We start from the raw sequence: 21,427 nt of genomic DNA on the forward strand, positions 1-21,427 counted from the left end.
TACGCCAGATTCATGGCTCTCGCTTCTTGATTACCAGACTGTCCCCGTCCATGGCCACATCGACGACGACGGTGTCGCCTTCCTGGAATTTGCCCTGTAACAGCATGAGCGCCAACGGGTCCTGCACCTTTTTCTGCAGGGTTCGTTTCAGCGGTCGTGCGCCATATGCAGGATCGTAACCTTCCTTGGCAAGGTACTCGCTTGCCCTGCCCGTTATTTCCAGTCCCAGATTGCGCTCGGCCAGGCGCTTTTGCAGCCCCTTGATCTGGAGAGACACGATGTGTTTGATCTGCTCCAGCGGCAGGGAGTGGTAAATGATTATCTCGTCGATGCGGTTTAGAAACTCCGGTTTGAAGTTTTCCCGCAGGGTTCCCATGACCATTGTGCGCATTTTTGCGTAGTCGCCGCTGGCGTACTGCTGTATGAACTGGGAACCCAGGTTGCTGGTCATGATGATTACCGTATTGCGGAAATCGACGGTGCGACCCTGGCCGTCGGTGAGACGGCCGTCATCCAGCACCTGCAGCAGGATATTGAACACATCCGAGTGGGCCTTCTCGATCTCGTCGAACAGGACAATGCTGTAAGGACGGCGGCGGATGGCCTCGGTCAGCTGTCCCCCCTCTTCATAGCCCACATAACCGGGAGGTGCACCGATAAGTCTAGCTACCGTATGCCTTTCCTGATACTCACTCATGTCGATGCGAACGATGGCCTGGTCATCGTCAAAGAGAAATTCTGCCAATGCCCGGGCGGTTTCGGTTTTGCCGACGCCAGTGGGTCCAAGGAAGATAAAGGAGCCTATGGGCCGGTTCGGGTCGGAAAGTCCGGACCTGGAACGCCGCACCGCATTGGCCACCAGTTCCAGGGCTTCATCCTGGCCAACGACCCTCCCTTTGAGGCGCTCTTCCATTCTGACCAGTTTTTCCGATTCGGTCTCCAGCATGCGGTTCACCGGGATGCCGGTCCACTTGGCGACAATCTCCGCCACCATGTCCCCGTCCACCTCTTCGGGAAGCATCTTCCCTTCTTTCTGTTTCTGCAGCAGTTCATTGCTCTTATCGGCAATATCCTTCTCGATGGCCGGTATCTCCCCATAGCGGAGCTTGGCGGTTAATGCCAGATCCCCTTCACGCTCACTCTTCTTCGCCTGTTCCTTTTTCTCTTCCAACTGCTTTTTCAGATCGCTGATGCTTGTCAGCAGGGATTTTTCCTGCTGCCATTGGCTCTTCAGCGTAGCCGAACTGCTGCGCAGTTCTTCAAGTTCGTCCGATATTTTCCTCAGTCGCTCTTTAGCATGGGGGTCCTGTTCTCGGAGCAGAGCCTGTTTTTCGATCTCCAGCTGGATGACCTTACGTTCCACCTCGTCGATTTCGGTGGGCATGGAGTCGATCTCGATGCGCAGGCGCGAGGCCGCCTCATCGATGAGGTCGATGGCCTTGTCCGGCAGAAAACGGTCGGTGATATATCTGTCGGAGAGGGTGGCCGCGGCGATGATGGCGCTGTCCTTGATGCGGACGCTGTGATAGTTCTCGTATCGCTCCTTGAGGCCGCGCAGAATGGCAATGGTGTCTTCGACACTGGGCTCTCCTGCGTAGACCTGCTGAAACCGGCGTTCCAACGCCGCATCCTTTTCAATGTGCTTCCGGTATTCATTGAGGGTTGTGGCGCCGATGCAGTGCAGCTCGCCGCGGGCCAAGGCCGGCTTGAGCATGTTTGAGGCATCCATGGCCCCTTCGGCTGCCCCTGCCCCCACCAGGGTATGCAACTCGTCGATGAAGAGGATGATCTTGCCTTCGGCTTTCTCCACTTCCTTGATCACTGCCTTGAGCCGGTCTTCAAATTCCCCACGGTACTTGGCACCGGCAATCAGCGCTCCCATGTCCAATGCCACCAGCTTCTTGTCCCGCAGGGTTTCCGGCACATCGCCGGAGATGATGCGCTGGGCCAGCCCTTCGACGATGGCGGTTTTTCCCACCCCGGGCTCGCCAATCAGGACCGGGTTATTCTTGGTTCGCCGCGACAGGACCTGGATAACCCTGCGTATCTCGTCGTCTCTGCCGATTACCGGGTCAAGTTTGCCTCGCCGAGCCAGATCGGTAAGGTCTCTGGCATATTTGGTCAGTGCCTGATACTTGTCTTCGGCGGCTTGATCGGTAATCTTTTCATCGCCCCTGATATCCTTCAAAGCGGCGAGAATTCCCTCGCGGGTAACACCGCTTTCTCTGAGAATCCCGGCAATAATACTTCCCTTTTCTCCTACCAGTGCCAAGAGCAAGTGCTCGGTGGAGACAAAGGCATCCTTCATGGTATCGGCTTCCTTCTGGGCTGCATCCAACACATGATTCAGTGTCGGGGAGAGGAATACCTGCATGGTGGCCCCGCTCGCCCGGGGCAGTTTGCGCAGGGCCTCGGCCAGCCGTTCGTTAACCAAGTTAGGGGTGACCCCCATCTTTTGCAGGATCGAGCCCGTCAGCCCCCCTTCCTGCCCCAGCATGGCCGAAAGCAGGTGCTCCGGCTCTATTGCGCTGTTGCCGCGTTGTGCTGCTGCTTCCTGGGCCTGAGACAAGGCTTCCTGGGTCTTTATCGTCATTTTTTCCGGCCTGATCATGGATAGCTCCTTCTAAAATTTCATAATGAAATGATAAGTACGCACCTATCCCCTGTCAAGGTAACCACCGCTGTTCATCTTTTGCCTAGCTGTTCAAAAATTGAAACGGCCCTGTAGGCAGGAGTACACAGGGATTGAACGTTTTTCTGTTCAGGGAGAGGGCACCTCTTCCTAGTATGTAGGTGCTATAATTGTTGTAATTCCAGCGGGTTAATTTAGTCTTGGGCTTGGCATGCATCTGGTAAAGACAAGGTAAGAGGAAAAACTTCTGGAGGTGCATCATGAACCGCTTAATTTTCCTGGCTGTGGCGATAGGTTGTCTGACTGGTTGCAGTGAATTGAGAATTATCGGCGCAGCGGCAATGAACGAGCTTCGCTCTGATGGCATAAATACGGAGATGGCCGCCTACCGGCAGCCGGATTTGAAGAGTGAAGAAGCAAAGGCCGAAGAAAAACCGGTGGTGGTGGCGAAGGTTGTAACTCCATTGCCTAAGGTGAAAAATTACAGGAAAGGGGCCTGGGAACATTTCTGATAATTCTGTCCCGATTGCCCGAATTCATATTCCTAGACGGAATGGGAAATGGCACTTACCGGGCAGACGGCACAGGCTTGGCAGGATCTGCATCGGTTTTGATGGTATCGCACGGCGTGTTTTCTGTATCCTTCGACCTCCAGTGTTATGAGGTGGTGGGGACAGGCTGAAACACAGCGACCACAGCCGGTGCATCTTGTTTTTTCGATTGGTGGAGGGGAATATTTCACTTCGGTTCAAGTGTCAGTTCAAGCTGCTTCCAGGTGCAGCGCTTGATTTTGGGGCCTGCATAATAGCGGGGGCAGGCAGCAATGAGGACGGCTACCGGTTGTTTGCATGTGCGGCGGCAGGAAAGGCAGAGGGTATTGGCTTGAGCTTGTTCTTTCATGGTCCCACCTGCGGGGAAATCCCGCAGCCTTCTCGGGCCGCGGGATTAGATAATACTACTGCTTAATGCAATCTATTAAATTTTCTGGATCCAGCCGAAGCTGTCAGCAATTTTGCCCGTCTGGATGCCGGACAGGGTGTCGTACAGTTTCTGCGTCAGTTTGCCCACCTTGCCGTCATCGACGGTCAGGCATTCATCCCTGTAACAGATGGCGCCAACGGGGGTTACCACCGCTGCCGTGCCGCTGCCGAAGGCTTCCTTAACCTTGCCGGAACGGATGTCGTTCATCAGTTCCACCACGTCGATCTTGCGCTCTTCAATTTTGATCCCCAGTGATTTAGCCAGGGTGAGCACCGAGTCACGGGTGATGCCGTGGAGGATTGAGCCGTCCAGCGGGGCGGTGACGATACGGTCTTCATAGGCGAAGAGCATGTTCATGGCGCCAACTTCCTCGATATAGCGCTTGTTAACGCCGTCCAGCCACAGCACCTGGTCGTAGCCCTTTTTCTTTGCTTCCAGTCCCGCTTTCAGGGAGCTGGCATAGTTGCCGCCGGTCTTTGCCTCACCGGTTCCACCCGGCGTTGCCCGGACATAGCGGTCTTCCACCAGCAGTTTTATGGGGTTGAAGCCTGAGGCATAATAGGCGCCCACCGGCGAGAGAATGACAAAGAAATAGTAGTGATCGGAGGGATGGACGCCAAGCACCGGTTCTACGGCGATCATGGCCGGTCTGATGTAGAGGGATGTCCCATCGGCGGAAGGCACCCAGTCCTTTTCCAGCTGTACCAGTTCCTTGATCCCCTGCAGGAAGAGCTCTTCCGGGACCTGGGGCATGCAGAGCCGGTCAGCAGAGACATTGAAACGCCGGGCATTCATTTCCGGCCGGAACAGGGCGATGCTGCCGTCGGACCAGCGGTAGGCCTTCAATCCTTCGAAAATCTCCTGCGCATAATGAAACACCAGGCAAGACGGGTCGAGGACAAAAGGGGCATAGGGTTCAATCCGGGCATCGACCCAGCCCTTGCCGCCTTTCCATTCCACCATCAGCATGCGGTCGGTAAAAATCTTGCCAAAACCGAGCTGCGACTCATCTGCTATCTTTGTCTTTCTTTTCTCTTCGGGAAGAGAAACCTTCTTGATTTCCATCTGCTTGAACCTCCGGTTTACCGGCGCCATGCGTCGTTATTAATGTCCTAATCATGTATCATATATGTCATTGCCCGGCAAGGTTTTTAGAACCATTTGCCCACCTGTAATGCTTGCTGCGTACTTCTTTTAAATCTTTTGCCTATTGATTTTTCTTCCGGCTGTTGTTAAATTATTAGCACTCGATTCTGAAGAGTGCTAAAGATGCTGGCCCTGCATTCAGGAGGATTCAAATGAACTATTCAATGCCTGTCGTAGTCGATAATCTGAGTCTCTACCTTGCTGAAATCAAGCGTTTTCCGGTCCTTTCTCCTGAGGAGGAGCATGAATGCGCAGTCAGGTTCTATGAAAAGAAGGACCTGGAAGCGGCGCACAAACTGATCACCTCAAATCTCCGCTTTGTGGTGAAGATTGCCGGCGAATATCGCGCCTACGGCATGAAGATGCTGGACCTGATCCAGGAAGGCAATGTGGGGCTGATGATGGCTGTGCGCAAGTTCAATCCGCACAAGGGCTTTCGACTCATTTCCTACGCCGTCTGGTGGATCCGCGCTTATATCCAGAATCACATCATCTCTGCCTGGAGCCTTTTGAAGATCGGCACCACCCAAGCGCAAAGGAAGCTGTTTTTTAAGCTGAACCAGGCTAAAAGTGCCATCAGGAATATGACTGGTGGCGGCGAAGATTTTCAGGCGACAGCCGAAGCCCTCGATGTGAAGGAAACGGAAGTGGCGGAAATGGACCAGCGGATGCGGGGAGATTTTTTTCTCGACGCCCAGGTGATTACCGGAGAAGGGTTGACCATGCTGGAGAGCCTCCCCGACGAGCGGCGCAATCAGGAGGAGCTTCTGGCTGAAGCACAGGAGAGCGCTCTCCTGGAGAAGCAGGTCGCCTCAGCCTTGACCTGCCTCAATGAGAAGGAGCGCTATGTCATCGAACAGAGGGTTTCTGCCGAGAGTCCCCTGACGCTCCAGGAGATTGCCGATCATTTTTCCATCTCCCGGGAAAGGGTAAGGCAGATCGAGGAAGGAGCCCTGAAAAAAATGAAGCAGGCACTGCTGCCCTTGGTAACGCAGACGGTTTAGAATTAAATCCGGTTGCAGTTATAAAAGGCGATCTCTTAGGGGTCGCCTTTTTTAATGGCTGAATTAATGTTGACTAAATGAATGTAAAAAGGGATTTTTATTTAATAGTAAAAAAGTGCAGTAATACGCAAAAATTAACTTTACAATTTAGTTAAAGTACCATAGAGTCATATCAAAATTTCAACCTTCTTTATCGAGAGTGGTGGAGGGAAAGGCCCTGCGAAACCACAGCAACCTGTGCATTTTTTATTGCAACGGGTGCTAATTCCTGCCGATAAGTAACCGGCGAAGATGAGGTGGGTGCTTGGCGAAAATCTCGCACGAAGCCCCTGCTAACCCAAAGGGGCTTTTTTTGTAAGGGGAGAGTATGACAGACAAGGCCAGAACATACGGATTTGAAACATTGCTGATCCATGGAGGTCTGGAGCCGGGACCGGCCGGAGCAACCACCGTGCCTATCGTTCAGTCCTCTTCCTTTGCCCATGCCACGGCTGAGGACCTGGAGGATATCTTTCGCGGCCGAAAGATCGGCCAGGTATATACCCGGGTCGGCAATCCGACGACGGAAAGCCTGGAGAAGCGACTGGCGGTCCTGGAAGGGGGGCAATCGGCAGTCGCCACTGCTTCGGGCATGGCTGCCATTACCACAGCGGTCATGGCCATCGTCCGGGCAGGTGATGAAATCCTTTCCTCCTCATCACTCTTTGGCGGCACTTTTTCCCTGTTCCGCGATACCCTGTCTGCCTACGGCATCACCACCCGCTTTGTGGATCCCACTGATTTAGAGGCAGTAAAAGCGGGTATAAACGAAAAAACCCGCCTCATTTTTCTGGAAACGATCGGCAATCCAAAAATGGATGTGCCAGATATCCCAGCAGTTGCCCAACTTGCCAGGGAAGCAGGTATCCCGCTCATGGTGGATGCAACGGTGACTACTCCCTATCTGGCCACGGGAAAGGATCTGGGAGCGGATATCGTTGTTCATTCGACGAGCAAGTTCATCAACGGCACCGGCAGTGCCATCGGTGGCGCCATTATCGATGTCGGCCGGTTCAACTGGCAGAGCGCTAAATTTCCACACTTTGAGCTGTTCTTCAAAAAATATCGCGGCTTTGCCTTTACCGCCAGGGTAAGAAAGTTGATCCATAAGGATTTTGGCGCCTGTGCTGCTCCCATGAACTCATTCCTCTTGTCGGAAGGAATCGAGACCCTGGCCTTGCGCATGGAGCGTCACTGCAGCAACGCCCTGAAGCTGGCCCAATTCCTCCAGTTACAGCCAAAGGTTGCCTGGGTGAATTATCCGGGCCTTGCCGACAACCCTTACCACCAAGCGGCGAAAAAGTTATATGGGGACAGATTCGGTGGAGTTCTGACCTTCGGTCTGGCCGACAAGGTGGCTGCTTTCAGTTTTATCAACGGGGTAAGGCTGGCGCGGAATCTGGCCAATATAGGCGACGCAAAGACACTGGTCATCCATCCCGCGAGCACCATCTGTGCCGACTTCGGCCCGGAGGAAAAGGGGCTGATGGGGGTGGGTGAAGAGATGGTGCGGGTGTCGACGGGCATTGAAAACATAAATGACATTATCGAGGATTTTCGGTTATCCTTGGACCAATTGTAAAGAAGGAGATGAGAGATGAATCTGACGGTAAACGGCAAAGCGGCAACAATAGCGGGCAAGGATAATCTGGACGTCAATGCTCTGTTGGTGGAACTGAAGGTGGAGCAGCCCGACTACGTGACGGTGGAGCTGAATGGCGACATCCTGGAGCGTGACAATTTCGGCCAGACCATGGTCAAGGACGGCGACACGGTGGAATTCCTCTATTTCATGGGTGGAGGGAACCTCTAATGCTGACAGAAGACCAGATAGCCCGCTATTCCCGCCACATCATCCTCAAGGAAGTTGGCGGCAAGGGGCAGAAAAAATTGTTTGACGGCAAGGTGATGATCATCGGCGCCGGTGGCCTAGGCTCCCCCATTGCCCTCTATCTGGCGGCGGCCGGGGTCGGCACCATCGGCATTGCCGATGCCGATGTGGTCGATCTTTCCAACCTGCAGCGCCAGGTGATACACCAGACCAAGGATGTGGGGATCGCCAAGGTGCTATCCGCCAAGGAAAAGATGCAGGCCATCAATCCCGAACTCACGGTCAACACTTACGAGGAATGGATCAGCGCCGCCAATATCACCGACATCATCAAGGACTATGATTTCGTCATCGACGGCACCGACAACTTCGCTGCCAAGTTTCTTATCAATGATGCCTGTGTGCTGGCCGGTAAGCCCTATTCCCACGGCGGCATTCTCCAGTTCGACGGCCAGACCATCACTATCGAGCCGGGTAAGTCGGCCTGCTACCGTTGCATCTTTCCTACGCCGCCGCCCAAAGACGCCATTCCCACCTGTTCCACGGCGGGGGTTATCGGGGTGCTGCCGGGGGTGATCGGCACCATTCAGGCTACCGAGGCAATTAAGTTCCTGCTGGGCAAGGGAGAGCTTTTGACCGGGCGACTACTTACCTACAGTGCTCTGCGGATGAGATTCCGCGAGGTGCCCATCAAGAAGAATGGCAAATGTCCCATCTGCGGTGACAACCCCACCATTACCCAGGTGGTGGACGAACTTGACGCACTGAATGTGTGCGACCTGGAAAAATGAGCAGCTTCCGCACCTGCACAATATTGCCGAATTGATATGTGAAATCTGCCGATAATGTTTTTTGAAAGGTCATTCATGCTTAAAATCCCCAAAGTAATCCATGACGATATCATCGCCCATGCCAGGGCGGGGTTTCCCCTTGAAGTATGCGGCATCCTCGGTGGCACTGCAGGGACGGTTTCCGTTATCTACCGGATGACCAACACCGATCAGAGCAATGAACACTTCATGATGAACCCCAAGGAGCAGTTCGCCGTCATCAAGGAGCTGCGCGCCAATGGGTTGGAGATGCTGGCCATTTACCACTCCCATCCCGAAACGCCCGCTCGCCCGTCGGAGGAAGATATTCGCTTGGCACTGACCCCGAATGTTTCCTATGTCATTGCCTCATTGGCTGAACAGGAAAAGCCGGCGGTCAATTCCTTCAGTATCAGCGGCGGAACTGTCACGCCAGAACCTATTGAGGTAATCTGAACTTTCTTTACGGTATTGGTGTAGTATCTCCTTATGTTTTTTCTTGACTATTTTACTGATAATCTTGTAGGATGCTTTTACCTGAACTTGAGCAATGGAGTGGATAAATATGGCAAACGACAGCGGCAAGACCAGCATCGATCTGGGCAACCTCAAGGCAGGGGGCTTTATCAAGGAGAGGGGCAAGGACCTCTTCACCGTCAGGCTGAGGGTTCCCGGCGGGAGAATGACCGTCCCCCGACTGAAGAAAATAGCCCAAGTGGCCGAAAAATTCGGTGGGGAATTTGTCCATCTTTCCGTGCGGCAATCCATCGAACTGATCAATATCAATTTCAAAGATTTTGATGCCGTTGTTGCCGAGCTGGGTGAAGGCGAGCAGAAGGTCGCCTCCTGCGGTGCCCGGGTAAGGGTGCCTACCGCTTGCGGCGGCTGCGAATACAACCCCAACGGCCTGGTGGACACCCAGCGTTCGGCCCTGGAGGTTGATGAAAAACTTTTCGGTACTCCCACCGGCCACCACAAATTCAAGGTCGGCTTTGCCGGCTGCCCCTTTGACTGCCCTAAATCGGCAACCAACGATGTGGGCTTCCAGGGTGCTATCTGGCCTGAGCTGCACGCTGACGAGTGCATCAGCTGCGGCCTCTGCGCCAAGTCCTGCACGGAGGGGGCCATTGCCATGGGAGCGGACGGCAAACCTGAATTCAACGCTGCTGCCTGCATCTACTGTGGCGATTGCGTCAAGGTCTGTCCAACCGAAGCTTGGAAGGTAGCAAAAAAAGGCTATACGGTGCGGATTGGCGGCAAATGGGGTCGTCATCCGTTAGTGGGTACACTTTTCGCCACCTTCCTCCCAGAAGACCGGGTGGTGGATTTTATCGGCGAGGTCCTGGCCTGGTACAAGGAGAAGGCCGATGGCACCGGCCGCATCAGGATTGGCGACATCATTATCAGGGAAGGGGCTGATTCGCTTTTAACTCGCCTGAGGGCCAGGTTTCCTGACTTTGTTGCCGAAAAAACCATCGCCCCGCAGGTGATAGAAACTCAGGTGGGGAAATAATAGTTCGAGGTTCGAAGTAAGGGAGAAATATATGCAAACAGTTGATTTACGTGGTGTCTCCTGCCCGACCAATTTTGTCAAGGCCAAGCTGGCGCTGGAAATGCTGGACGAGGGGGAAACGGTGGAGTTCCTTCTGGATGACGGCGAACCGGTCAAAAATGTCCCCCGCAGCCTGAAGGGGGAAGGGCATAAACTTCTGGGGCTGAAGCAGGTGGAGAGCCATTACGTCCTGACCCTGGAAAAGGTCGGGGAATAAACAGGGCTGACAAGGCCCCAGCTTCTGCTTATAGGCTATAAATGACAGTGGACCAGCAAAAACTGCGAGATATGATCAGCCAACCGAAGACCACCTTCGTGGCTGGGGCGCTGCGACGCGAGGGGAACGTATTCTTCATCGACGGGGAGCTGCCTGCAAAGTCGAGCCTGGAAGCACTTTTCGATAGTCACTGCCAGTCTCCGGCTGAGCTGTTCTGCATTGCCTTTCGCAACGTGAGTGACTTCCATTGCGGAGAGGATCTGGCCAGACTGGTTAAAAAAAATTTCAGCGCTCACCTGCTCGGACGATTCCGGTTTCCCCCTTCCTTGCCCCTGATGGAAAGGGCTTATGCCGCAGGTATCGATATCATCGACATACCACTGGGTGTATTTGATCCGGACATAGCCCGTGAGCGGGCGCTTAATCGTGAGGCGCTCCTGATATCTTTATCAAATGCGCTTACAGTCTTTCCCCGCTGGTCGGTGGTTTCCACACTGGATGCCGGTGAAGAGCCGGCATCATCCACCCGGGCAGGCATAGGCCATTTGCTTGCCGCCGATATTTTACCACTGGTGGAGCTGGTGGCGCCGCTTGCAGACAGATCTGCCTCAGAGATCGGCAATCTGTTCGAACAACTGGCAGGAAGCTGGCGCAGCCGGAAGGCAACGATCAAGCCCCTCCAGCCATTGATCGATGTTACGACTCCTCTTGCTCCGCTCAAATCAAAAGGCGTGCTAAAGGGGCTCTTTGACAAGGTATATGAGCAGAAGTTGCTGGCGGCCTCTGATTTACGCCGTAGTCTCAGGGTGCGACAGGTTGAACAGTCATTCGAATCGGCGGGGCTGTAATGGAGCAGATTGAAAAGCCTCTAAAGATCGACCGCCGCCCCATGTGGCTGATTTTGGCCGACCGCACCTTGCACTACCAGGTCTTTGCCGGACTGATCATCCTCTGTACGGTGCTGTTTCAGCTGAAGCCTCCTCAGGGGCTTTCAGTGGAAGGCTACCACGCCATGATCCTTTTCGGCGCCACCATCTTCCTTTGGGTTTCCAGTTTGCTGCCCCTGGCGGTGACCTCCCTGCTGGCCATGGCCATGATACCGCTGCTCGGCATCATGGAAGCGAAAAAGACCTATGCCTTGTTCGGCAACGAGGCAGTCTTCTTCATTCTGGGAGCCTTCATCATGGCCGCCGCCATGAGCGGCACAGGTCTTTCGTCCCGCTTGGCACGGGCAATGCTGGCTCGCTTCGGCAGCACCCCAAAAAAGCTGGGCCTGACCGTCTACCTTCTCAGCGCCTTTCTCTCCTTCTGTATGAGCGAACATGCGGTGGCCGCCATGATGTTCCCCATCGTGGTGGAAATAAGCGGCAGTCTGGGGCTGCAGAGCGAAAAGAACAGCTACGGCAAATTGCTTTTCATGAGCATCGGCTGGGGCTGTGTCATCGGTGGCATCGCCACCTTTCTCGGCGGAGCCCGTGCGCCGTTGGCGGTAGGAATGCTTCGGGAGAGTACTGGCCTGGATTTCTCCTTCTTCGAATGGACCATGGCAGCCATCATGATTGTCCTTCCGCTGCTGGTGATCGGCTACCTTCTGCTGCTCTGGCTATTTCCCCAGGACATTGACAGTGTTGACGAAGGGCTCAGGTTTCTCAACCGTAAGCGATTGGAAGTGGGCCGAATGAGTTATGACGAGATAATTGTCGCTGTGGTGACGGTCATCACCATTCTTGCCTGGGTATTTCTCGGTAAACAGCTGGGGCTTGCAAGCATTGCCACCCTGGCGGTGGTCGCTCTTTTTGCCTGTCGGGTGGTGTCATGGCAGAGCATCGAGGAGTATGTGAACTGGGGCGTGATCCTCATGTACGGCGGGGCCATTGCCATTGCTTCAGCCCTGGAAAAGACCGGCGCTGCACAATGGCTGGCCGGCCAAGCCCTGGCAGGTCTTAATGACTCTCCCTTTCTGGTCATCACCGTCATGTCGCTGATCTCACTGCTGCTTACCGAATGTATAAGCAATGCGGCGGTGATCGCCATCCTCCTGCCCATCGGCATCAGCCTGTCCAAATCCATGGGAATGGATCCGCGGGTGATGACCCTGGCAGTGGCCCTTCCCGCTGGCCTTGCTTATTGTCTGCCCATGGGGACCCCGGCTAACGCCATCGTTTTTTCTTCAGGCTTCCTCAAAAGCAGGGAGATGATCCTGCCGGGAATGCTGATCATGGCCATATCGTGGCTGCTGTTTCTCGCTTCGGCCTGGCTGGTCTGGCCGCTGATCGGCTTCAGGATATGACGATTGTAGGGGCGCTGTTTGCCGCGCCCGGTTTTTCACCAGCAATAATGGGCGCGGCAAGCAGCGCCCTTACGAGGATGCACCATGACACAGATCCCTGTACTATCAGACGCCACTCCGGAGGAAATACTCAAGGCCGGCTATGGAGCCACCGGAGGCAACATCGCCCTGGCCTGCTCCTTTTCCGTGGAAGATGTGGTCATCATCGACATGGCCCAGGCCCTATCCTTGCCCCTGCGCGTGTTCGCCCTGGATACGGGACGTCTCCACGAGGAGACCTACGAGGTTGCCGATGCCCTCACTGAGCGCTACCGGATCAAGATCGACTGGTATTATCCCCGCCATGAAGCGGTTGAGCAGCTTTTGCGGGAAAAAGGTACCTTCTCCTTCCGCGAATCCCTTGAGAACCGCCACGAGTGCTGTCATATCCGCAAGGTGGAGCCATTAGGCAGGGCTCTGAAAGGGCTTGACGGCTGGATCACCGGCCTTCGTCGGGAGCAAAGCACGACCCGTACCGGTCTTGCCCCCATTGAAACGGACACCACCAACGGCGGCATCATCAAGGTAAACCCGCTCCTGGAATGGACGGAAGAGCAGGTCTGGTCCTACGCCAAGTTCCGGCGCATCCCCACCAACCGACTGCACAGCCAGGGCTATCCATCCATCGGCTGCGCCCCCTGTACCCGGCCGGTTGCACCGGGGGAGCATCCACGCGCAGGGCGGTGGTGGTGGGAGAATCCGGAACATAAGGAATGTGGCCTGCACCGTAGGTGAAGACAGGCAACAAACCATAAGGCAAATTGGACGCGGAAAAATCTGAAAAATCAGATCAAGGCGGATTTAAAAGCGTGGTTTTTGCTTCAAAAGATCTGTAGTTATCTGCTTTTTCCGCCTTTCCCGCGTCCCCTTAAGGTTTTAGGCTTTTTTGCTGAAGTTCCGGCTTGTCCAGTTTTGGAGGAAAGATAATGAGCAAGACCCTGACTCATCTGCAGCAGCTTGAAGCCGAAAGTATCCACATCATACGTGAAGTGGTCGCCGAATTTGCCAACCCGGTGATGCTCTACTCCATCGGCAAGGACTCGGCGGTCATGCTGCACCTGGCACGCAAGGCCTTTTATCCGGCGCCGCCCCCCTTTCCGCTCCTGCACGTGGATACTACCTGGAAATTCCGCGAGATGATCCAGTTCAGAGACCGGATGGCTGCCGAATGCGGTCTCGACCTGATCGTTCATGTGAATGAAGAAGGTGTAAAAAATGGCATCTCCCCCTTCACCCACGGCTCGGCCCTCTACACCGACGTGATGAAGACCGAGGGGCTGAAGCAGGCCCTGGACAAGTACAAGTTCGACGCCGCCTTCGGCGGAGCTCGCCGGGATGAGGAAAAATCCCGGGCCAAGGAACGGATCTTCTCCTTCCGCTCTGCCAACCACCGCTGGGACCCGAAGAACCAGCGCCCGGAGTTGTGGAACCTCTACAACACCAGGATCAAGCCGGGGGAGAGCATCCGGGTCTTCCCGCTGTCCAACTGGACCGAGCTGGATGTCTGGCAGTACATCCACCTGGAGAACATTCCCATCGTGCCCCTCTACTACGCCGCGGTCCGGCCGGTGGTGGAGCGGGACGGCATGCTCATCATGGTGGACGACGATCGCCTGGAGCTGAAACCGGGGGAAACGGTGCAGCACAAGTCGGTCCGCTTCCGCACCCTGGGGTGCTACCCTCTCACCGGTGCGGTGGAGTCAACCGCCGACACCCTGCCGCAGATCATCCAGGAAATGCTCCTCACCCGCACATCCGAGCGCCAGGGCAGGCTGATCGATCATGACCAGGCAGGCTCGATGGAGAAGAAAAAACAAGAAGGCTATTTCTAGGAAGAAACGCCGCTTTTCCGCCCTGGCTGCGTAAGTCTTCGGCTTCGGTTGTGCGACGTAGCGCTGCTACGTCTCCGCCCTCCGCCTCGACAGCCTTGCCAGGACAAAAAATCGACGTTTCTTAGGTGGAAGGGTTATGGCACATCAATCGGATTTGATTGAAAAAGATATTCTCGCTTATCTCAAAAGTCAGGAAGAGAAGTCGCTCCTGCGCTTCATCACTTGCGGCAGCGTGGACGACGGCAAGAGCACCCTTATCGGGCGGCTTTTGTGGGATTCCAAGATGGTCTTCGAGGACCAGTTGGCGGCGCTGGAGGTGGATAGTAAGAAAGTCGGCACCCAGGGGGGCGCCATCGACTACGCACTGCTCCTGGACGGCCTGCAGGCTGAGCGGGAGCAGGGAATCACCATCGACGTGGCTTATCGCTTCTTCTCCACCGACCGGCGCAAGTTCATCGTTGCCGACACTCCCGGTCACGAGCAGTATACCCGCAACATGGTTACCGGCGCCTCCACGGCCCAGGTGGCCGTGATACTGGTGGACGCCCGCAAGGGGCTCCTGACCCAGACCCGGCGCCACAGCTACCTGGTCTCCCTGGTGGGCATTCGTCACGTGATGCTGGCCATCAACAAGATGGACCTCATCGATTTCGACCGGGAGCGGTATGAGTCGATCATACGAGATTACCAGGAGTTCGCCGCGACCCTCGGGTTTGCCTCCATTACCGCCATTCCCATCTCGGCTTTGAACGGCGACAATATCATCGAAAAGAGCGCCAACACCCCGTGGTATTACGGTCCAACGCTGATGAATTATCTGGAGACCGTGCGGGTCGAGGATGACACCCAGGAACAGCCGTTCCGGCTGCCGGTCCAGTGGGTCAACCGCCCCCATCTGGATTTCCGCGGCTTCTGCGGCACCATCGCCGCAGGCACCGTTCGCCCGGGGGATGAAGTCAAGGTCGCTTCAAACGGCCGCACGAGCCGCGTGGCCCGGATCGTCACCATGAACGGCGACCTTCCGCAAGCCGTGGCCGGCCAAGCTGTAACCCTGACCCTCGCTGACGAGATCGATATCAGCAGGGGTGACATGCTGTCAGCGACCGATGCGCCGCCCCGTCTTTCCCGGCACCCGGAGGCCCACCTGGTCTGGATGCACGATGAACCCCTGCAGCCGGGAAAGGTCTACCTGATGAAGACCGCCAGCGCCGTAACTCCCAGCCGGGTTACCCGCGTGCAGTTTGCGGTAGATGTCAACTCTCTGGAACAGAAACAGGTGCCGACACTGGGGCTGAACGGCATCGGCGTGGTTCGTCTGGAACTGGACCGTCCCGTTGCCTTCGATCCCTATCGGCATAACCGGGAGACCGGCAGTTTCATCCTCATCGATCGGTTCACCAATGCCACTGTGGCGGCAGGCATGGTGATCTCGGTTGCGCCGCTGGAGTCGCAGGGTCAGCCGACCGAACTGGATGCCAGCTCCCCGGACACGGTTGGGCTTCTCCCCCGGCGTTTCATCCTGACGGAATTTTCCCTGAGCGGTGCGGAACCGGGTGTGGCTGATTTCACGACGGAACGTGGACCCATTGAATTCCAGGTATCGGAGAGTTTTCTCGACTATCTCGGCAAGGGCAACCGGATTCTCTTCAGGCTTAGGGATGTGGGGCAACTGGAACCGGTGGCCCGGATGGCCTATGAGCACAGGCTCAACTTCGAGTTCGGCCGTGACCGGGACCGGGTCAATGTGCTTCTCTACCGCGATCAGCAGAGTTCCGTTGTTCTTCCCGGACAGGTGGACGGCGGTGGGTTGTAGAGGACATTTTCGTCTGATCGTTTTTCGAACCGCTAAAAACGAAAGAGGCCGCATCCACGGGGATGCGGCCTCTTTGTCATTTGTGCAGGGTAATCGGTTTACTTTCTGTAGCTGGTCATTGTTTCCGCCGCCAAAAGGCAGTCCGCCGATTCTTGTTCAGTTTCTTCACCCTGATCACTCTTTGTCGTCTTCCTGTGCCTGCCCAGCACCTTAATGATCTCGATTAAAAGGGGGAAATCCTCTTTGTCTACAAGCTTCAATGCCTTTACAAGTTGGCGCCCCGTTTCCTCGCTGATCAGGTAACGCAACTCCGAAGAGGCTATATCGCTGGCTGCAGCAAACAATTCGTCCTGGAAAAAGGAAGCGACCGGAACGGAAAGGGCGTCGCTGATCTTCAGCAGTATCTTCAGCGACGGCAGCTGCTCTCCCCGCTCAATCTTGCCGATGTAGGTATAATCCAGGCCGCCGCTGACCATAACCGCCAACTCTTTCTGGGTAAGGCTCCTCTCCATCCGCAACATCTTCAGCCTGCTACCGATCTTTAGCTTCAACCGTGGCTCCTTAAATTTTTCCAGTAAAATCGCTCCCCTGTATAACGTTATTTCCTCGTCATGTCAATTGCCATTGCTGTTCAATGGGACATATTGTCATATTATGTGTTGACATAAAGGAATATTTAGCCTATTTATTTAAAAAAAACAAAGGAGGCAGGCGTGGACAAGTTCCGGATATTGAGAAGCGTTGAAAGTTCAACCTTCCAGCGTCTGGAGCCCGAGGAATTACGCGTCTATCTCCTGCTGTTGGCAAACAGTGGCAAAAACGGAAGAGGGACCATCAACGGCAGATCCCTGCGGAAAGCAGCCGGCACCCACTTGTCCCGCAAAAAAATCGCCGAAATGTGCGAAACCCTGCGGGAGCATGGCCTGCTCCAAGGAGTTCTGCTCTTGCCCCACGACCCTGCCGAACACGATCTGGTGCTGCGATACGGCATTGCCGACCCTTGCGGCTGACAGAGATGGAGAAAACATGAAAGATAGTGGAATACTGTTTGTGGACGACGATATCCTGTTTCTTGCCCTTCTGAGGGAGTGTTTCATGCAACGGGGAATCGTCATTCAGTGCGCCGAGAACGGCGAGGACGCCCTGCAGATGATTCAGCAGAGGCCTTTTGCATTACTGCTGACCGATCTGCAGATGCCGGGGATGGATGGCCTGGAACTGGCCGGGAAAGCACGGAAACTTATGCCGGACCTCCCTATCGTCCTGTGCACCGGTGCCGTGACACCAGAGGTGTGTGCCCTGGCCGAGGAGATCGGCATTGCACAGGTGGTGCGCAAGCCGATACGCTTTTCCGAACTATTTGCCATAGTAGGGAATATCGTCAGCCTGCAGCAGACAGAAAACCTCCTGAAGATCTCTCCGTTAGAGGAATCGCTCGCGCCGGCATGAATAGTTGACAGAAATCAAACCCAAAAATACAGCCTGTGTGGTGACCTGCCCTCATATAGCGGCCTGCATCTCCGTGGAGTAGTCCCTCCCTTATCATCCATCCATTATTTGTAAAATAAAAATAATTGGAGAATTATATTCTTAATTAAGTTGTAATCCATTCATCAGTTTTTTATATTCCGGATTGCCTTTTGAAATCAAAGAGATAGAAGTGTAAAAATTTTTTACACTGTAAAATTTTTTTACACTTTTGATGGTGCTGATGAAATTTTGTGCACTTTTTGGTGAAGAGCGGACTGCAGGATTAAAGTCAAAAATCTTTATGGGACGCGGATCACGGCGGAAAAGGCGGATTTAAAACCAAGATCAAAGGACTTAGGATTTTGGGTTAATGCTTGATCCGCTCTGATCCGCAGTTTCCGCGTCCAATTCAGGTTTTGAGGATTTTTAAGATTTTAAAGGCTTTTGAATGGGACGCGGATAAAGGCGGAAAAGGCGGATTAAACCCAGGATCAAAGACCTAAGGCTTTTGGGGTTTATGCTTGAACCGTTTTGATCCGCAGTTTCCGCGTCCCAAATACGAGGTACTGGTTTTGGAAAGCTGCCTTAAATACAAAGACTTGACGGAAGCAGTCATAGGCGCTTTTTACCGGGTATACAATGCCCTGGGGTATGGCTTCCTCGAAAAAGTGTATGAGAATGCCTTGCTGGTCGAACTGAAGAAGCTCGGAATTACTGTTATTTCTCAGCATCCCATTCAGGTCTTCTACGATGGGAATGTTGTAGGTGAATATTTTGCCGATCTGCTGGTGCAGGATTGCATAATTGTTGAGATAAAAGCTGCCCGAGCCCTGAGTCCGGAGCATGAAGCACAGCTGTTGAACTATTTGAAGGCAACAAAGATTGAGACCGGGTTGCTGATGAATTTTGGGCCAACGCCGGAGGTAAAGCGAAGGGCCTTTGATAATCAGAGGAAATGACAGGCTTAAAATCTTTATGGGACGCGGATCACGGCGGAAGAGGCGGATTTAAAACCCAGGTCAAAGACTTAAGGCTTTTGACTTTATGCTTAATCCGCTCTGATCCGCAGTTTCCGCGTCCAATTCAGGTTTTGAGGATTTTAAGATTTTAAAGGCTTTTGAATGGGACGCGGATAAAGGCGGAAAAGGCGGATTTAAAACCAAGATCAAACCTTAAAACTTCTGGTTTTTGCTTAATCCGACTCGATCCGCAGTTTCCGCGTCCAATTCAAGGTTTGATGTTTTTGAATGTTTTTTATGGAGGGGAAAGATGTTCCGCAAATACGCACGACAGATATCTGCAGTTGTTCTCTGCTTTTTCACCTGGACATCAGGGGGCGTCTTCAGCATCGCCAATGCCGCCCAGATAGAGGCGAAGAAGGCCAAGGCGCAGCAGGTGGAAAAGAAGCCTGAGGGAGCCGAAGAGCGCTTTGCCAAGGAAACCGAGGAAGTTGAAGAGATCCTAGGTGATAAGAAGGAAGACCTGCAGACCAAAAAATGGCGCCTGCGGAAGAAGAAGGCGGAGATCGAAGCCCTTGACGTGGAAGTGCGCAAGCAGTTCGCCGAGACGGAAAAGAAGCTGAAAGATGCCAAGCTTCCCCCGGAGATCCTGGAGCGGCACCGTAAGTTCGTCAAACATTACGATGACAATTTGGCAGAACTGAAGGGCAATCTCGATATCATAGAGAAAGCCAAGGACAAGGCCGAAGCCGAAGCAGGCATGGAAAAAGCCCGCCGGCACCTGGAAAAAACAAAAGCCCCATCCCGCCATCAAAAACTCGACCCCAACAATCTCCCCCATCGTCAACCCAAGGTTATCAAGCGCGAACCGCGCATGAAAAAGGAAGAGTTCGAGAAGGACCTGAAGAAGGACAAACATGCCTGGAAGAACCAGATGCGAATTATGCTGGCATCCGCAGGCTCTACGGCCGGGCTGTTAACACCCGACGACCTTGCCGAGACCATCGAGGTGCAACTGACCCCGGAGATCAGGGCCAAGGCGCTGGAGTTGGGGAATAACCCGGTGAAGATCTATGAGTGGGTGAGGAACAACATCGAATTCGTCCCCACCTGGGGCTCCATTCAGGGTGCCCAGATGACCATGCAGACAAAACAGGGGAATGCCTTCGATACTTCATCTCTGCTTATCGCTTTGCTGCGGACAGCCGGGATTCATGCACGTTATGTCACCGGCACCGTGGAACTGCCTATCGAAAAAATTATGAACTGGGCAGGGGGCTTTTCCGACCCCATGGCAGCGCTTGATTTCATGTCCAGCGGCGGCATACCGACAACAGCTTTAACCGCAGCGGGGAAGGTGGAAAAGGCACGGTTTGAACATGTATGGGTTGAGGCATGGATCGATTACAGGCCTTCTCGCGGTGCAAAGCACATCAACGGCAAAGGGGATACCTGGATTCCCCTTGACCCGTCATTCAAGCAATACAACTATAGCCAGGGGATAGACATCAAAACTGCAGTCCCTTTCGATGTTCAAGCGTTCCTGACGCAGATACAATCCACCGCAACGGTAAACGAAGCAGCCGGTTACGTCACCGGTGTCGATTCGGTCCTTACTCAGCAAACAATGCAGGACTACCAGACCAGGGTTCAGAATTACATCCAGCAGAATTACCCCAACGCCACAGTTGGTGATGTCCTGGGTAAGAAAGAGATCATCAAAAAGGAATATTCCTACCTTCTCGGCACCCTGCCGTACAAGACTGCCGTCAAGGGTGGCAGCTTTTCAGTCATGCCAGACAGCTTCCGCCATAAACTGAGTTTCAATGTTACAACAAGCGGATTGGATGAAACACCAATCGCACTGACTATGAGCCTGCCTGAATTGGCCGGGAAGAGAATATCATTAAACTACTTACCGGCTGCAGAGGAAGATGCTGAGGTTATAGCACATTATGGGTATTATTCTGCTCCGCCATACCTAGTCAATCTTAAGCCTGTTATTTTGATCAACGGGATACCCGTGTGGTCAGCGAAAAGCGTTCCTATGGCTGCCTCGCAATTCCTCCGGCTTACATTCAGCAGCCCTAACATTTCTGACGACACTGTAATACATCCGCATGTTGCTTCTGCTTTTGTCACGATTGGGCTCAATCTGCAGAAGATAACAATTGACCAGCTTGAAAAACGTAAGCAACTGATGCAGGCGGCCACAAATCAATTAGGAAAAGAGGATGTATCCCTTGATGATCTTGTCGGAGAAGTCCTTAATATTCATGCACTTGCTTACTGGATGTCGCTTGATACATTTAACAAAAATCTCGCTGTAAGGAGGGTTGCTTATAGCCATCTTCCGGCCGAGATGGCAGTGATGATAAATCCAATTGTTAAATATGTGTATGGCATTCCCTGTAGTATGAGAAGTCCTGGCCTTCAACTGGATGTGAAAAGAAACATTAATGTTCGGAAATCTTTGGATGGCGTTACTTCAAGCGAAATCGGCTTCACCCTTTCCTCGGGGTTTTTATCATCCACGCTAGAGCATGGGGTTTTTGACATTCTCGATCCAGAAGGGAGGGCTATTTCAACTGTGAAAGCCCTGTCATTGGCGAATGAAGCCGGAATTCCGATATATAGTATTAATTCGTCGAATATTTCATCCATCCTACCAAAACTCAAGACATCACCTGACACTCTCGACAACATCAGGGACTCCGTCGCTGCTGGCAAAGTGGTCATTATTCCGGAGAAAAGTGTCCAGTACTACCAGTGGTAAGGGGATGGTTACATCATTCTTGATCCAAATACCGGCG

General features: G+C 53.8%; 22 protein-coding genes and 1 riboswitch. Of the genes, 17 read left to right on the forward strand and 5 right to left on the reverse strand.

Annotated features, from left to right (window positions below; genetic code table 11):
• Positions 1-10: 10 nt before the first annotated feature.
• A complete protein-coding gene (gene clpB / locus GEOB_RS03935; protein WP_012645881.1) occupies positions 11-2,611 on the reverse strand; it encodes an ATP-dependent chaperone ClpB in 2,601 nt (866 codons plus the stop codon).
• A 281-nt stretch (positions 2,612-2,892) separates the two neighbouring features.
• On the opposite strand from clpB, the gene GEOB_RS03945 reads away from it, so the two are divergent.
• Positions 2,893-3,144 (forward strand): hypothetical protein, encoded by a 252-nt coding sequence (locus tag GEOB_RS03945; protein WP_012645882.1) that lies wholly within the window; start codon positions 2,893-2,895, stop codon positions 3,142-3,144.
• Positions 3,145-3,176: 32 nt separating this feature from the next.
• On the opposite strand, the gene GEOB_RS19640 is transcribed toward GEOB_RS03945, so the two are convergent.
• The 3 genes from GEOB_RS19640 to GEOB_RS03950 form a co-directional block, all read right to left on the reverse strand.
• Positions 3,177-3,374: a 4Fe-4S dicluster domain-containing protein gene (locus tag GEOB_RS19640; RefSeq protein WP_012645883.1), complete on the reverse strand. Its 198-nt coding sequence runs from the start codon at positions 3,372-3,374 to the stop codon at positions 3,177-3,179.
• Positions 3,371-3,532, reverse strand: a complete 162-nt coding sequence (locus GEOB_RS20265; protein ID WP_012645884.1) for a hypothetical protein — start codon at positions 3,530-3,532, stop codon at positions 3,371-3,373. Before GEOB_RS20265 ends, GEOB_RS19640 begins: the two co-directional genes overlap by 4 nt.
• A gap of 75 nt (positions 3,533-3,607) precedes the next feature.
• On the reverse strand, positions 3,608-4,678 hold the full coding sequence (locus GEOB_RS03950) for a branched-chain amino acid aminotransferase (RefSeq protein WP_012645885.1): 1,071 nt from the start codon (positions 4,676-4,678) through the stop codon (positions 3,608-3,610).
• 233 nt (positions 4,679-4,911) lie between these two features.
• Between GEOB_RS03950 and rpoH the strand changes: the two genes are divergently transcribed.
• The 12 genes from rpoH (at position 4,912) to cysN (ending at position 16,185) form a co-directional block, all read left to right on the forward strand.
• A complete protein-coding gene (gene rpoH, locus GEOB_RS03955) occupies positions 4,912-5,763 on the forward strand; it encodes an RNA polymerase sigma factor RpoH (RefSeq protein ID WP_012645886.1) in 852 nt (283 codons plus the stop codon).
• A 187-nt stretch (positions 5,764-5,950) separates the two neighbouring features.
• A riboswitch (SAM riboswitch) is annotated at positions 5,951-6,061 on the forward strand.
• A 69-nt stretch (positions 6,062-6,130) separates the two neighbouring features.
• The gene (locus tag GEOB_RS03960) at positions 6,131-7,384 is read left to right on the forward strand and encodes an O-acetylhomoserine aminocarboxypropyltransferase/cysteine synthase family protein (protein ID WP_012645887.1); all 1,254 of its coding nucleotides are present in this window, start codon (positions 6,131-6,133) and stop codon (positions 7,382-7,384) included.
• A gap of 15 nt (positions 7,385-7,399) precedes the next feature.
• Positions 7,400-7,615 carry a sulfur carrier protein ThiS gene (thiS, locus tag GEOB_RS03965; RefSeq protein ID WP_012645888.1) on the forward strand — a complete coding sequence of 72 codons (216 nt, stop codon included), beginning with the start codon at positions 7,400-7,402 and terminating at the stop codon, positions 7,613-7,615.
• A complete protein-coding gene (locus GEOB_RS03970; protein WP_012645889.1) occupies positions 7,615-8,424 on the forward strand; it encodes a HesA/MoeB/ThiF family protein in 810 nt (269 codons plus the stop codon). Before thiS ends, GEOB_RS03970 begins: the two co-directional genes overlap by 1 nt.
• A gap of 75 nt (positions 8,425-8,499) precedes the next feature.
• Complete coding sequence (locus GEOB_RS03975) at positions 8,500-8,898, forward strand: M67 family metallopeptidase (RefSeq protein ID WP_012645890.1); 399 nt, start codon at positions 8,500-8,502, stop codon at positions 8,896-8,898.
• A 109-nt stretch (positions 8,899-9,007) separates the two neighbouring features.
• Positions 9,008-9,955 (forward strand): 4Fe-4S dicluster domain-containing protein, encoded by a 948-nt coding sequence (locus GEOB_RS03980; protein ID WP_012645891.1) that lies wholly within the window; start codon positions 9,008-9,010, stop codon positions 9,953-9,955.
• A 31-nt stretch (positions 9,956-9,986) separates the two neighbouring features.
• The gene (locus GEOB_RS03985; protein ID WP_012645892.1) at positions 9,987-10,211 is read left to right on the forward strand and encodes a sulfurtransferase TusA family protein; all 225 of its coding nucleotides are present in this window, start codon (positions 9,987-9,989) and stop codon (positions 10,209-10,211) included.
• 71 nt (positions 10,212-10,282) lie between these two features.
• A complete protein-coding gene (locus GEOB_RS03990; RefSeq protein WP_230199012.1) occupies positions 10,283-11,059 on the forward strand; it encodes a hypothetical protein in 777 nt (258 codons plus the stop codon).
• Complete coding sequence (locus GEOB_RS03995) at positions 11,059-12,501, forward strand: SLC13 family permease (RefSeq protein WP_012645894.1); 1,443 nt, start codon at positions 11,059-11,061, stop codon at positions 12,499-12,501. Before GEOB_RS03990 ends, GEOB_RS03995 begins: the two co-directional genes overlap by 1 nt.
• An 84-nt stretch (positions 12,502-12,585) precedes the next feature.
• A complete protein-coding gene (locus tag GEOB_RS04000; RefSeq protein WP_012645895.1) occupies positions 12,586-13,275 on the forward strand; it encodes a phosphoadenylyl-sulfate reductase in 690 nt (229 codons plus the stop codon).
• A 191-nt stretch (positions 13,276-13,466) separates the two neighbouring features.
• Positions 13,467-14,372, forward strand: coding sequence for a sulfate adenylyltransferase subunit CysD (gene cysD / locus GEOB_RS04005; RefSeq protein ID WP_012645896.1), 906 nt, complete (start codon positions 13,467-13,469; stop codon positions 14,370-14,372).
• A 136-nt stretch (positions 14,373-14,508) separates the two neighbouring features.
• A complete protein-coding gene (gene cysN, locus GEOB_RS04010; protein WP_012645897.1) occupies positions 14,509-16,185 on the forward strand; it encodes a sulfate adenylyltransferase subunit CysN in 1,677 nt (558 codons plus the stop codon).
• A gap of 98 nt (positions 16,186-16,283) precedes the next feature.
• Here the strand turns inward: cysN and GEOB_RS04015 are convergent, their stop codons facing one another.
• Entirely contained in the window at positions 16,284-16,736 is a 453-nt protein-coding gene (locus tag GEOB_RS04015) for a helix-turn-helix transcriptional regulator (RefSeq protein ID WP_012645898.1), read from the reverse strand.
• Positions 16,737-16,898: 162 nt separating this feature from the next.
• On the opposite strand from GEOB_RS04015, the gene GEOB_RS04020 reads away from it, so the two are divergent.
• The 4 genes from GEOB_RS04020 to GEOB_RS04040 all read left to right on the forward strand — a co-directional run bounded on the left by GEOB_RS04020 (position 16,899) and on the right by GEOB_RS04040 (position 21,390).
• Entirely contained in the window at positions 16,899-17,195 is a 297-nt protein-coding gene (locus GEOB_RS04020) for a hypothetical protein (RefSeq protein WP_012645899.1), read from the forward strand.
• 16 nt (positions 17,196-17,211) lie between these two features.
• Complete coding sequence (locus tag GEOB_RS04025; protein WP_012645900.1) at positions 17,212-17,634, forward strand: response regulator; 423 nt, start codon at positions 17,212-17,214, stop codon at positions 17,632-17,634.
• Between the two features lie 542 nt (positions 17,635-18,176).
• The gene (locus GEOB_RS04030) at positions 18,177-18,614 is read left to right on the forward strand and encodes a GxxExxY protein (protein WP_230199013.1); all 438 of its coding nucleotides are present in this window, start codon (positions 18,177-18,179) and stop codon (positions 18,612-18,614) included.
• A gap of 310 nt (positions 18,615-18,924) precedes the next feature.
• The gene (locus GEOB_RS04040; RefSeq protein ID WP_012645902.1) at positions 18,925-21,390 is read left to right on the forward strand and encodes a transglutaminase-like domain-containing protein; all 2,466 of its coding nucleotides are present in this window, start codon (positions 18,925-18,927) and stop codon (positions 21,388-21,390) included.
• Positions 21,391-21,427 lie beyond the last annotated feature (37 nt).

Source organism: Geotalea daltonii FRC-32 (genome assembly GCF_000022265.1).
Classification (GTDB): domain Bacteria; phylum Desulfobacterota; class Desulfuromonadia; order Geobacterales; family Geobacteraceae; genus Geotalea; species Geotalea daltonii.